A 12,361-nucleotide genomic window follows, 5' to 3' on the forward strand; every position below is an offset into this window, starting at 1 on the left:
GTGATCAAGTCCTGTTTGTTTTTCTAAATTTACTTGGAGGGGATTAATGATGAGAAAAAAAGCGATTGTAATTATAATGATTCAATTAGTGATTTATGTTAGCTCAATCATAGGTGCGTTTATGAATAGAGGAGTTATTACAAATTGGCCTTTTTTACTTTTGTTATTCGGAATATGTATCGGTAATTTTGTGCCAATCGAGTATCGGACTAGTTACCTATCTGGATATGGTATAACGACTAGTTTAGACAATGGAATATTCTGTCCGTAAAAAAATATCTTATAAAATCTATGTAAACTAGCTCACGATTGTTCATGAGGAGAAGCGAGTCTTTGACTTATTTAGGATAGTTGAACACTGGGAAAGTTGATATAATCGAGGCGTTGCGTTTTAGTATAGTGAGAATAATTGTACATAGCCGCTAGAGAGACAGTGGCAAAGATATCGTATTTAGGATTGCTTAGGTAAGTCGGGTACATGCTCAAAAAAATCAAGGAAGAGCTTCGCTAAGAGTGTGAACTTGAAACTATTTTTCAAAAACGGATAGAAAAATAGATAAACATCAAAGTCAGTAAAAGTGATTTTGATGTTTTTTGCTAGTTAATGAAAAGAGGAATATAGACCCTATGTCAACGCCTATTCCTGAAATGTTTAAAGGTATGAAAGATTCATTCTTCATAAAAATAATTGTCCCAAAAGTAGGTTTATTCTCATGCAGAAAAATGGTTTGACGTATTTAATCATGAAGAGAAAAACTTCTTCAGAATTTAAAGAAAGGAAACCAATCGGAAAATTGTCTCAATGAGCGAAGAATGGAAGAACAAACGAAAGCGTTTCTATACTACCAACTTTTCTTCACCAAAATTTGTGATCGGAGGGATCTTTGGCATCATAGGGGTCATCATCCTTGGTGGAATGATGGTTCATTTTTTCAGTCAATCAAGTAAAAAGGATCAACTATTTTTGACAAACCAATCGATTGAGGCTCCGGAAAAGAACAGTTCTGAAACGAAGCCAATTGATGAAACGGTGAGTACATCGACTAGGTCAGTGATTTATGTCGATGTGAAAGGAGCGGTAAAACGACCTGGAATGTACGCTTTTGTGGCAGAAGATCGGGTCTTTGATGTCATTCAAAAAGCAGGTGGGCTGACGGAATCAGCTGACGAGAAACAGATCAACTTTGCAGCAAAAATAACGGATCAACAAATGCTGTACGTTCCTGAAGTAGGCGAAGAAATTCCAGAAAGCTCAAATGCTAGTCTAGCGACGGTAGATTCAGCGGACACAAACCCAGATCGAGTGCATCTTAATACCGCTGATCTTTCGCAATTGCAACAAATACCGGGGATCGGTGAAAAAAAAGCCCGAGAAATTATTCAGTATAGACAAGACAACGGGGCGTTCAAAAGTATTGACGAGCTTCAAGAAATAGACGGAATTGGTCAGAAGACAGTTGAAAAAATCAAAAACTTCGTTACAATTACTATAGAATAAACGATAGAGGTGGCTAATATGAGCAATGAACGGATTCCTTGGGACCAATATTTTATGGCTCAAGCAGTATTATTATCATTGAGAAGTACTTGTACACGATTAGAAGTCGGCGCAACTTTAGTAAGAGAAAAACGGATCATTGCTGGAGGCTACAATGGCGCTGTTAGTGGGGATGTTCATTGCATTGATGAAGGGTGTTATATCGTCGATGGTCATTGCTTGCGAACGATCCATGCGGAAATGAATGCTTTATTACAATGTGCAAAACTAGGCATACCTACGGAGGGCGCAGAGATTTACGTGACTCATTTCCCTTGTTTAGCTTGTACAAAAGCCTTATTACAAGCAGGAATCAAAAAGATCAACTATTTACATGATTATCGAAATGATCCGTATGCACAATCATTGATCGAACAATTAGGTGCAACTGTTCATCAAGTATCATTGGATTCTACTCACTTTTCTAAACTCCAAAAAGAATTATCAGGAGAACATGTTTAGTAGATTTTGTGATCAAACACAGAATCGATTCATTTTTCCAGCGATTTCTTCGATTTTTATTTGTTTGTTTTATTATACAGACAGATGGCATTATCGTTTGATTTTCGCTGGATTTTTTTTGTTTTTTTTACGGAAAGAAAATAAACAAATTATTGGTTTAAGTCTCATTTGTAGTACGCTGGTTTTATTTTCTTGCTGGCTTAAAGAAACAAAACCAATCGATGATCAAAGGACGTTGGAACGTATCATGGTCGCCTCAGACACAGTGAAAATGAATGGAGATTTAGTGACTTTTATTGGGCACACAACGGACAAGCAAAAGATTTCTTGCAGCTATTATGCCAAATCTGAACAAGAAAGAAATTCTTTTCTTGTTCTTAGACATGAAGCGATTGAATTAATTGTAGTCGGGGATTACCAAGAAACTTCCAAACAAAGGAATCCTTATGGGTTTGATCAAAAAAAGTATGACCAAATACATCGGATCAAAGGACGCTTTCAGATACGCCAGATCAAAGAACATTTAAATCGTAATGCTTGGCAGAATATGCTGAGCAGAACACGAGGAAGGTCTATTACGTTTATTCAAGAACACTTTAGTCACAAGGTGAGTGTCTATATGAATGCTTTGATCTTTGGCTATAAAGATAGTCAGTTTTTAGCGTCAGAAGACACATATAAAGAAACTGGCTTACTTCATTTATTCAGTTTGTCAGGCATGCACATCCAAACTTATTTAGGTTGGCTCTATTATCTGTTTCGTAGAGGAGGGATGACATTAACTGCTAGTTATCTCCCACTAGTTGGTGGAACTTTGGGGTATTTTAGCTTATCTGGGGGCTCTGTGTCAGTGAAAAGAGCGGGGCTGTCATTCTTATTGAAATTAGGGCTAAAACTTCTCAATGTCAAATTATCTTCTTTCGATCATTATTCGATTATTTTATGGATACTTTTGCTGATCGAGCCGCTTTGTCTTTTCCAAGTAGAGGGCCAGCTAAGTTTAGGAATGAGCTTCTTCTTTCTTTTGTTGTCTCACCCAACCACTAAGTTTCAAAAGTTCACTACTATCGTGTTATTTAGTATCGGCATCATGCCACTGACAGCTTGGCATTTTTATGAGTGGCCACTATTAGGGAGTATGTTGACTCTTCTTTTTGCTCCTGTTTTTAAGAAAGTATTTCTTCCTTGTTTGACGTTTTTATTTGTTTTTGGCAGGGTATTACCTCCAAGTGTTAGCGAGTTGCTTGATTCTTTTTTAGTCCATTTCGAGAGATTACTAGATTCGTTGAGATTTGCCAATCTAGTGATTGGGCGACCGAATGGCTGGTTGTTAATATTTAGTTTAGGCTTTCTTTTATGGCTTATAGAGAAAAAGCAACATGAACCATTTCAATGCGTGACCGCTGCACTCCTTGTACCCATTATTCTCATTTTTGGTCGTTTTCTTCAATTCGGAAGTAGTATCACTTTCATCGACGTAGGGCAAGGAGACAGTATTTTTTTTAAAGCGCCGTTTTTAAAAGAAATCGTTATGATTGATACTGGTGGAAAATTGAGTTTTCAAAAAGAAGCTTGGCAAGAGCGAAGGGTTAGACCACCTGCAGAGTTCAATCTTGTCCCATTTTTAAAAGGAAATGGCATCCGACACATCAATAAACTGATATTAACGCATGACGATATCGATCATGTGGGAGAAATCACGACATTAGCAAAACATTTCAAGATCGATACGATTTATATTGGGTGGGGAGCTGGCAGGAGTGCTTGGCTTTATGCGCAGTTGCAGAAACTGGAAAAAGCAGGAACCACTATTTGTGAAGTCAGGCAGGCTGATTGGATCAAAGGTTATTTTGATTTTTTTGTGTTGTCTCCGATTACTCAGGGGAAGGGGGAGAATGAAGATTCGATTGGCTTGTCAGTGACTCATCAGTTTTGTCGTTTTCTCTTTTTAGGTGATTTAGATCAGCATACAGAAGAAAAGATTGGAAACACGTATCCAAATTTAAAAGCGGATGTGATCAAATTAGGACATCATGGCAGCCGCACATCTAGTCATCCACAGTTCATTTCGCAATTAGAAGCAACCTATGGTGTTTTATCCTGTGGCGTGAATAATTTATTTGGTCATCCTCATGAAGACGTACTAGCAACGTTAAAGCAGAATAAAGTCACTCCTTTGCGTACCGACCGTCAAGGCGCAATTACTTTTAAATGGCATCCCTTTTGGTATCCAGAGGGGAAGATCCACACAATGATAGACTAGCAATTCCCAGCTACTCATGGTAGGATAAATTTGAAAGTGGTGAACGAAATGAGTATTCAAGCAGATTTACAAAAAATCCGTAAAGAAAAGCTTGCGCCTTGTTATTTGATTCTAGGTACTGAAAAATATTTACAGGATCAGGTAAGAGCAGAAATCCAGAAAAAAATTCAAATCGATAGTCAAGATGACTTGAATTTCTTAAGTTTTGATATGGGGAATGCTAGTATTGATGAGGTGGTTGCTGAGGCAGAGACTTTGCCATTTTTTGGTGATCAACGCCTAGTATTTGTAGAAAATCCCTACTTTTTAACAGCTGAAAAAGTGAATAATGGGATTGAACAAAATACGGATCTACTGATTGATTATTTAAAAGAACCTTTAGAATCAACAGTTTTAGTGTTTTTTGCTCCCTATGAGAAATTAGATGAGCGAAAAAAAGTAACGAAACAATTAAAAAAAGCTGCTGTGACCATCAATGTACAGCAATTGAATGAAAAAGAAGTACGTCAGTATTTATTGAATACACTGGAAAATGCACCGTTTCAAATGGACCGTAAAGCGATTGATCTGTTTTTAAGGTTAACGGATCTCGATCTATCAAAAATGATGAGGGAATTGAATAAATTACTATTGTATGGGCAACAACAAGAACTGATCACTGTTAAAGAAGTGGAACAGTTAGTCCCTAAAACCTTGGAACATAATCTTTTTGATATGACACAATATATTCTTTCCGGGAAAACAGAACAAGCGCTGCGGTTGTTTGAAGACTTAATTACCCAAGGAGAAGAAACCATTAAGATCAATGCCATCTTGCTTTCACAAATACGTTTGTTTTTACAGACCAAGTTTTTGATGAAAATCGGTTATCAGCAGGCTAATATTGCTGAGACTTTAAAGATACATCCTTACCGTGTAAAATTGGCGATGCAAGAGGTACGTAAATTTGATGAAAAGATCCTAAGGCGTTTATTTGACGATCTGGTTGAAATGGATTACCAAATCAAAAGTGGTAAAATCGAAAAAGAATTAAGCTTTCAATTATTTGTCTTACGAACAGGTCAGCTTTTGAAGAGTTAAAAAGAAGAGAAAAACAATCGAGATAAATCCAAAAAGAACGCTTGAAACGATGATGTTTTGAGCGTTTTTTAGACATCAATTGTTTTAGAGTAGGAAGTGCTGAGTCAGCCGCAGCTGGTTTACTAATAAAAAGAATGGAAAGAAACCCAACAGAAGGGTGATCGAATAGACTGTTTGAGACAAAATAAAAAAACCGGCCGTAGCCGATTTCCTTATTTAGCGATTTTTTTGCTTAAACGAGATTTGTCGCGGTTAGCTTTGTTTTTATGAATTAGACCTTTTGTTTCAGCCATATCAATAGCTTTAACAGCTTCTTTATATAACGCATCTACGTTTTCAGCACCTGAAGCTACAGCATCTTCAAATTTTTTGATTGCAGTACGCATAGCGCTTGTTTGAGATGAATTTTTAACGTTCGCATTTTCGCTTGTACGAACACGTTTGATTGCAGATTCAATGTTTGGCATTAGTTTCACCTCCGATAAATTAAGTTCTTACGCGTGTTACCGCATAATTCAACATTCATTATTATACCTAAATGAAGTAATCTTTGCAATATGAACATGACAAGTTTTTTTCCTTAACACTAAAAGAAACTTAATTCTAGGCTCTACTAGCATTGAAAGAGAAGGAAAATGGGCAAATAAAAAACGCTATTGTGGGAGACAATAGCGTTCAACCAAAGCAGATAAATTTATCTTTTTAAACAAAATTTGAATGGGACTGTTTGGTACTCGAATATTATATAACAAAGCGAACCGTTTGCAAAGCTTTTTTTGAAAAGGGATACGTTCCTTGTAGACAAAGCAATCGTAACGATACCATTCATTAGTTATTTTATAACCGTTAACCGTTGGTGTGGCTAAATTTATTCCGGAGTCCCAATAATTTTAATGTATTCATCAATATTTTTGATCATCATTTTTTTGATGACTAATTGATTGCGGCGGTTCCATTTTCCACTGACTTCTAATACATATTTATTTAAAGGGAGCCGAAGAATATATTTTGCCAAGTAACGATCTTTCAACAGACCGTTGATGACACGATCTTCCAGTTGAAGATTTAAGCCAGTCAACATCATAGGTTGTTCTTGTAAGACATACGTATCAATTAAAAGACCTTCAAAGGTTTCCATGAGCGTTTTCCTTTCTATATATAAAGCATAATAGCGAATGATTAAAAATATAAGTGATGCTATCTTGTGTTCTAGTATAACAAAAAATGAAAGGAGGAGCCAAAAAGAAATGAGGATTATTTAATAATATTTTAGGAAACATAAAAGGGGGTAAGTGGTGTAGGGGTAAGAGGAAGAGGTAGGAACATTAAAAACATACTTGATGAAACTCACGCAACTTTTATCAAGTAGATTCCATAAGTAAAGATAAATGAAAAAACAATAAACCCGATGAGACTGGGACAAAACTTGTCTCAGTCTCTTCTAGTATCTCTAAAAACGAATAAACGGTGAGACAAAAGCAGCATCTTCGGAAATAAGCCGAAATTTACCAAAAATTTGAGGAGCAATTTTCGGAAATTCCTTCTTATTTCTTGATGCTAAACACTTTTGTCTCAACCTCATCGGGTTTACTTTTTTCACGATCAATTAAAGTAGGTATTGAACACATTTTGGATCAGATCTGGAAATAAAAGATAAGCTAGTCCTAAAATCAATACGATCGCTAATAAAAACCAACCAACCGTGCCGATAAAGTATTTTAATTTTTCTAACATGTGATCACCTCGGAATAAGTATATCACGAACGATTCGATTCAGAGGACTCAAAACACTTTATCTGTGATCGATTTTTTCATTTACTTAAAGAAAATAATTGCAAGAGACAATAGGTAATACCAGAAGCAATGACTGGACCAGCCGCGATCCCTTTTAAGAAAACGACTCCGAGAATTGTTCCAAAAACCAATGCAACAGTAATCTGCGGGTCTGAAGCAATCAAACCGACTCCTTTGGAAGAAAGGACGGCTACTAGACCACCACAAAACACAGCAATCCAACCGATGGGTGATTTAAAGGCATCTAGTAAATCTTTTAAGCCAATCTCGCCAGTAGCGATTGGAACTAAAATAGCAGCTGTGATGATGGTGACTCCTAGATTTATTCCTTTGCCTTGAAGCCAAGTAAGAAACACTTTCGATGTCGGTATCAATTTGACTAGTAATATAAAACCTGTAGCGATGATCAAGCTTTGATTTTTAGCAAGCAGGGCAACAAGCATGATCAATCCAAGAAAAATCCAACTTTCCATAAAAAAAGAACCTCACTTTCCTGCCATCAATCATATCATTTTTTCAACGGTTACAAAAGTGAGGTTCATCAGAGTGGAAAAACTAGATAGAGTGGTGATTCGGCTGTAAGGGACAGCCAGTGCAACGTGATTTTTTGGAAGTATCTTCAGGTAAGGGTTTCAATAAACGTAAACCATTTAAGATAACCAAGATCGTGCTTCCTTCATGACCAATTACGCCAAGAGGTAAATTTAAAAATTGCAGAAAGTTAGAAAGGATCAGTAAACAAATCACTGTAAGAGAAAAAATAATATTTTGCTTAATGATTTTCTTCATTCTTAGTGAAAGACGGTGGGCATAACTTAATTTTTGCAAGTCATTTTTTACCAAGACGATATCAGCGATTTCCATAGCGACATCCGTTCCTTGTCCCATGGCAACTCCTAGTGAAGCAGTTGCAAGAGCTGGGGCATCATTGACACCATCACCAACCATTGCTGTGACAGCATACTTTTCTTTTTGCTGTTGTGCATAGTGTGTTTTATCCGATGGCGTGCAGTCAGCCAGTAAGTGTTGAACACCAATTTTCTCAGCAATAGCTGCAGCAGTCCCTTGGTTATCTCCAGTGATCATGCTGGTATCAATTTGCTGGTTATTGAAATAGTCAATGACTTGTTGGGCATTTTCTTTCGGCACATCTAATAAGCCGATGAGTGCTATCAATTGATTGTCTTTGGTTAAAACAATCACTGTCTTTCCCTGTTGTTCGAGTAAATGAATTTTATCAAGAAGTTCTTTTTCAGCTATCGACGTTTTTTCTGGTTCCCATTTACCTACAATCCACTGAGCTTCTTGGTAAACTGTTCGTAAACCAAACCCCGTGATTTCTTCGATTGGTAATTTTTGGATGTCTTTTGGTATAGCAATGTCAAAATGTGTTACGATTGCTTGAGCTAAGGGGTGCGTTGTTTTTTGTTCCATTGAAACTAAGATTTGTTGCGCCAGATTCTGATCTTTTACAAAATAGCTATCAGTTACTATCGGTTTACCTTTCGTTAAAGTTCCGGTTTTATCAAAGGCAATTGCTTTTAAATCAGCTAATTGTTCTAAATGGAGTCCACCTTTAATCAGCACACCGTTGCGGGCAGCGTTAGAAAGGGCTGCTAGTGTTGCAGGTGTCGCAGAGGCAACCAACGCACAAGGAGAGGCGACAACCAGTAAAACCATTCCCCGATAAAAACTTTCTTGAAAACTCCAGCCAAAAATGAAATATGAAACAAGAATCATTAATGGAACAACGACTAACACACATTTAACGTAGGTATTTTCAATACGAGAGATAAAAGAAGCGGTCTTTGTAGGGGTGCTTTGTGCTTTTTCAACCAGCTGGATGATTTTAGCAAAAACGGTCTCATCACTTTTTTTAGTCACCTGTAGGATCAAAGGATTCCCTCGATTGATCGTTCCTGCAAATAACTCATCATGAGGAACTTTTTCAACTGGTACAGATTCACCACTCAATGTTGCTTCATCAACCGTTGCTTGTTGACTTTCTAAATAGCCGTCAATTGGGATCGTTCCACCTTTTGGGACAAATACCCGATCATTGATCTTAAGATCAGTTACAGCTATTTCTTCTAATTCTTCGTTTGCAGTTAAACGTTGTGCTTTTCGTGGCTGTAGATTCATTAAAGCGGTAATTTCTTGCTGACTTTTACTGGTCGTATATTCTTCGAGAGCGCCACTTAAACAGAAAATAAACGTAAGCATCGCACCTTCTAAAAAATCACCGATCAAACAAGCGCCAATTGCTGCCAAGGCCATCAATAAGTCAACATTCAATGTGTTTTCCTGCCAAAGTTCGGTCAACCCTTCACGAGTCTGCTTGAAACCGCCGAATGAGATGGCGCCTAAATAAAAGATGATACTTAGAAAAGGCACAAAAGATTGAGTAGCCAAACCTAAGATTATAAGTAATAAACAACCGATTGTTGGGATAAATGTCTGTATTAAACGAGTCATATTTGTTTCCTCCTTTACAAAATCAATATACCACACCAAATTTCTAATTGATAATGAAAATCGCTAAATGAGAACGATAATAGTTATCATTTAGAATAATGCTTTTTTGGAAAGGGGATAATTAGAATAAATATAAAAAGCACCGTAATCATACGGTGCTTTGACTTCGTTTTATTCAGTTACATTGCGATAAACCAGTAACCAATCAAAATGATCCCTAAAATGATCCGGTACCAACCAAAAATTGTAAAGTCGTTTTTCTTCAAATAACTTAACAAGAATTTGATGGCTAAAACGGAGACAATAAATGATACGAGGGTTCCAACGAGTAAAATAATCGTTTCTTCCATTTTAAAGGAGTTTCCTTCAGCTAGATACTTCACGATTTTTAAACCACTGGCACCAAACATCACTGGGATACCAAGGAAAAATGAAAATTCTGTTGCTACAAATCGAGAAGCACCAATCAAAATGGCTCCGAGGATCGTGGCTCCTGAACGAGAAGTTCCAGGAACTAACGCTAATACTTGGAATAATCCAACCAGTAACGCCGCTTGATAAGTAAAATCGTTTAAGGTTGTCCAACGTGGTGTTTTCGTCTTGTTTCTTTTTTCCACAACAATGAATGCAATCCCATAAACGATTAAGACGATCGCAACTGGTAGAAATTTATGAAAATGTTCTTCTAACCAATCATCTAAAGGTAATCCAATAATAATTGCTGGAATACAAGCGACTACGACTTTGAACCATAATGTCCAAGTATCTTTTTTCTCAATAGTGGTTTTGCTTGGAGAAAAGGGATTTAATTTATGAAAATATAAAACGACGACTGCTAAAATAGCACCTAATTGAATAACGACGTTGAACATCGACATAAACTGTGTGCTAGCATCTAGCTTGATGAACTGATCTGCTAGGATCAAGTGACCAGTACTACTGATCGGCAACCACTCGGTAATCCCTTCGATAATTCCTAAGATAGCTGCTTTGATGATATTTGCAAAAAACATACGGACCTTCCTTCCCAAATAAAATACAGTATTAAGTATACCGTTCTTTCTAATGAAAACCAAATGCTTTCTTGATGTTAAGAAAAACTTGATAAATAGCAAGAGGGTATAAGAAAGCGAGTACTCAAGTGAGTACTCGCAAACCAGTGTTTGATAACAGAACGATTATAAGAAAGAATCCCGCGAGTGTTTTTTTCCCTGCTCAATGTAACTAGTATCGTTGATTCCTTCAATTGAAAAATTGCCTTTTTCATACGTCACTTTTGTCACGCTGCCATTTAATAAGCCTGCTCGAACAGGTTGATGTACGTCAATTAGGCTGAGTAAAAAGCCAATCGTCAACCCATGAGAAACAACTAGGACGTTGCCACCACCATTTTTTTCGCAATGGTGCGCAATGTCTTCAAATCCTGACCATACACGATTTTTTAAAGTATCGTAGGTCTCAGCCCAGCCAGCGGTATCCAGGTTATAAATAGCATTAGCAATTTGTTCAAAAGTTACGTCCGTCGTGAACATCTCATCATAAGTTTTGAAGTTTAATACTCGGGGGATAACTCCCCACATTTCCATGTCATAGCCACCTTCTAAGGAGCCAAAACACCATTCACGAATCCTTTGATCGATAAAGTAAGGGATATCTTTTCCTTTGGCATGTTCACTGAGGATGATACGTGCCGTTTCAATAGCACGACCACTATCGCTAGAATAAGCAAAAGAAAAATCAACGTCTTTCAATCCTTTTCCAAGATAGTGGATTCCTTCTTGGCCTTGTTTGGTGAGTGGTGTGTCACACCAACCTTGGACACGTTCAATCGTATTGAACATCGTTTTTCCGTGTCTGACGATGTAAAGAGTGGTTTTAGTCATAGTTACAGCCTCCAATCGATTTGTTAGTTAAGCATTAAAGAAAGGGTTGGTTCTTTTTTCATGTTCAATGGTCGTAGCATCTCCATGCCCAGGATAAACGGCAAATTCATCTGGCAACACAAACAACTGGGTTTGAATACTGTGTAGCAGCTGTTCCAGATTCCCAGTATATAGATCGGTTCGACCGATACTGCCTTTAAATAGTGCATCACCTGATACGACAAAATCATCAAAGATAAAGCTGACACTTCCAATCGAATGGCCAGGTGTAGGGACGACCCGAAATGTCATATTCCCTAGACGATAGGTTTTCATTTCAAATTCATATTCAGCAGGTGAAACAATGATATTCGCAATGTCATCATGTCTTCCCAAACCAGAAAGATTCAATATCGGATCGCCTAACCAACTTTGTTCTAATGGACTAACATATACAGGGATCTGATAAAACTGACGAAGTTCTTCGACGGCTCCGATATGGTCATAGTGGGTATGTGTTAGTAAAATCGCTACGGGTTGTTGTTGCGTTTTTTCGATTTGCGTTTTGATTTTTGCTGCATCTTCACCAGGATCAATAATCAATAAAGCTTCATCGTTATAAACCAAATAACAATTTTCTTCGATCATCCCAGTTTTGATTTGTTCAATATGCATAAAGAGTTCCTCCTGATCGCTTACTTAATTCTAGTATAACTCAATTGATAAGATGAAACAAAAGACCCTACTTGAGGAATGGTCCACGGTGAATCTAAATCGAATTGTATGAATAATAAATGAATTAATTGAATTAATTGAATATAGTAGAGCTGAGTCATGTTTTTTTGTAGCCGAGTTTTCTTGCTTCCTAAATGAACCACTTATTTCAAT

General features: G+C 37.1%; 13 protein-coding genes. 5 read left to right on the top strand and 8 right to left on the bottom strand.

Annotated features, from left to right (window positions below; all coding sequences use genetic code 11):
• Positions 1–121 precede the first annotated feature (121 nt).
• The 5 genes from IGJ11_RS05615 to holA all read left to right on the top strand — a co-directional run bounded on the left by IGJ11_RS05615 (position 122) and on the right by holA (position 5,342).
• Positions 122–271, top strand: coding sequence for a hypothetical protein (locus IGJ11_RS05615; RefSeq protein ID WP_438772427.1), 150 nt, complete (start codon positions 122–124; stop codon positions 269–271).
• Positions 272–802: 531 nt separating this feature from the next.
• Positions 803–1,498 carry a helix-hairpin-helix domain-containing protein gene (locus IGJ11_RS05620; RefSeq protein ID WP_207432337.1) on the top strand — a complete coding sequence of 232 codons (696 nt, stop codon included), beginning with the start codon at positions 803–805 and terminating at the stop codon, positions 1,496–1,498.
• A gap of 18 nt (positions 1,499–1,516) precedes the next feature.
• The gene (locus IGJ11_RS05625; RefSeq protein ID WP_010719343.1) at positions 1,517–1,999 is read left to right on the top strand and encodes a ComE operon protein 2; all 483 of its coding nucleotides are present in this window, start codon (positions 1,517–1,519) and stop codon (positions 1,997–1,999) included.
• The gene (locus IGJ11_RS05630; RefSeq protein WP_207432326.1) at positions 1,992–4,262 is read left to right on the top strand and encodes a DNA internalization-related competence protein ComEC/Rec2; all 2,271 of its coding nucleotides are present in this window, start codon (positions 1,992–1,994) and stop codon (positions 4,260–4,262) included. The genes IGJ11_RS05625 and IGJ11_RS05630 overlap by 8 nt, the downstream gene beginning before the upstream one ends.
• Before the next feature lie 36 nt (positions 4,263–4,298).
• Positions 4,299–5,342, top strand: coding sequence for a DNA polymerase III subunit delta (gene holA, locus IGJ11_RS05635; RefSeq protein ID WP_034700673.1), 1,044 nt, complete (start codon positions 4,299–4,301; stop codon positions 5,340–5,342).
• A 212-nt stretch (positions 5,343–5,554) separates the two neighbouring features.
• Here the strand turns inward: holA and rpsT are convergent, their stop codons facing one another.
• From rpsT to IGJ11_RS05675, 8 genes are all read right to left on the bottom strand, one after another.
• Positions 5,555–5,809 (bottom strand): 30S ribosomal protein S20, encoded by a 255-nt coding sequence (rpsT, locus tag IGJ11_RS05640; protein ID WP_010719340.1) that lies wholly within the window; start codon positions 5,807–5,809, stop codon positions 5,555–5,557.
• A 401-nt stretch (positions 5,810–6,210) separates the two neighbouring features.
• On the bottom strand, positions 6,211–6,480 hold the full coding sequence (locus tag IGJ11_RS05645) for a hypothetical protein (RefSeq protein WP_005878685.1): 270 nt from the start codon (positions 6,478–6,480) through the stop codon (positions 6,211–6,213).
• A 464-nt stretch (positions 6,481–6,944) separates the two neighbouring features.
• The gene (locus IGJ11_RS05650) at positions 6,945–7,076 is read right to left on the bottom strand and encodes a hypothetical protein (protein WP_010719339.1); all 132 of its coding nucleotides are present in this window, start codon (positions 7,074–7,076) and stop codon (positions 6,945–6,947) included.
• A gap of 77 nt (positions 7,077–7,153) precedes the next feature.
• Positions 7,154–7,609, bottom strand: coding sequence for a DUF441 domain-containing protein (locus IGJ11_RS05655; protein WP_010719338.1), 456 nt, complete (start codon positions 7,607–7,609; stop codon positions 7,154–7,156).
• Between the two features lie 82 nt (positions 7,610–7,691).
• Positions 7,692–9,611, bottom strand: a complete 1,920-nt coding sequence (locus tag IGJ11_RS05660) for a heavy metal translocating P-type ATPase (RefSeq protein ID WP_207432324.1) — start codon at positions 9,609–9,611, stop codon at positions 7,692–7,694.
• 179 nt (positions 9,612–9,790) lie between these two features.
• Positions 9,791–10,624 (bottom strand): undecaprenyl-diphosphate phosphatase, encoded by an 834-nt coding sequence (locus IGJ11_RS05665; protein ID WP_010737464.1) that lies wholly within the window; start codon positions 10,622–10,624, stop codon positions 9,791–9,793.
• A gap of 165 nt (positions 10,625–10,789) precedes the next feature.
• Entirely contained in the window at positions 10,790–11,494 is a 705-nt protein-coding gene (locus tag IGJ11_RS05670) for a histidine phosphatase family protein (RefSeq protein WP_053766367.1), read from the bottom strand.
• Between the two features lie 27 nt (positions 11,495–11,521).
• Positions 11,522–12,148, bottom strand: coding sequence for an MBL fold metallo-hydrolase (locus IGJ11_RS05675; protein ID WP_063627038.1), 627 nt, complete (start codon positions 12,146–12,148; stop codon positions 11,522–11,524).
• Positions 12,149–12,361 lie beyond the last annotated feature (213 nt).

The organism is Enterococcus sp. DIV0691, from assembly GCF_051711145.1.
GTDB classification, from domain to species: Bacteria; Bacillota; Bacilli; order Lactobacillales; family Enterococcaceae; genus Enterococcus_B; species Enterococcus_B hirae.

What these genes read in the sequence shown, in the direction of transcription:
- IGJ11_RS05615 (WP_438772427.1), top strand. Translation starts at nt 122, where the DNA reads ATGAATAGAGGAGTTATTACAAATTGGCCTTTTTTACTTTTGTTATTC.
- IGJ11_RS05620 (WP_207432337.1), top strand. Translation starts at nt 803, where the DNA reads ATGAGCGAAGAATGGAAGAACAAACGAAAGCGTTTCTATACTACCAAC.
- IGJ11_RS05625 (WP_010719343.1), top strand. Translation starts at nt 1,517, where the DNA reads ATGAGCAATGAACGGATTCCTTGGGACCAATATTTTATGGCTCAAGCA.
- IGJ11_RS05630 (WP_207432326.1), top strand. Translation starts at nt 1,992, where the DNA reads ATGTTTAGTAGATTTTGTGATCAAACACAGAATCGATTCATTTTTCCA.
- rpsT (WP_010719340.1), bottom strand. Translation starts at nt 5,809, where the DNA reads ATGCCAAACATTGAATCTGCAATCAAACGTGTTCGTACAAGCGAAAAT.
- IGJ11_RS05645 (WP_005878685.1), bottom strand. Translation starts at nt 6,480, where the DNA reads ATGGAAACCTTTGAAGGTCTTTTAATTGATACGTATGTCTTACAAGAA.
- IGJ11_RS05650 (WP_010719339.1), bottom strand. Translation starts at nt 7,076, where the DNA reads ATGTTAGAAAAATTAAAATACTTTATCGGCACGGTTGGTTGGTTTTTA.
- IGJ11_RS05655 (WP_010719338.1), bottom strand. Translation starts at nt 7,609, where the DNA reads ATGGAAAGTTGGATTTTTCTTGGATTGATCATGCTTGTTGCCCTGCTT.
- IGJ11_RS05660 (WP_207432324.1), bottom strand. Translation starts at nt 9,611, where the DNA reads ATGACTCGTTTAATACAGACATTTATCCCAACAATCGGTTGTTTATTA.
- IGJ11_RS05665 (WP_010737464.1), bottom strand. Translation starts at nt 10,624, where the DNA reads ATGTTTTTTGCAAATATCATCAAAGCAGCTATCTTAGGAATTATCGAA.
- IGJ11_RS05670 (WP_053766367.1), bottom strand. Translation starts at nt 11,494, where the DNA reads ATGACTAAAACCACTCTTTACATCGTCAGACACGGAAAAACGATGTTC.
- IGJ11_RS05675 (WP_063627038.1), bottom strand. Translation starts at nt 12,148, where the DNA reads ATGCATATTGAACAAATCAAAACTGGGATGATCGAAGAAAATTGTTAT.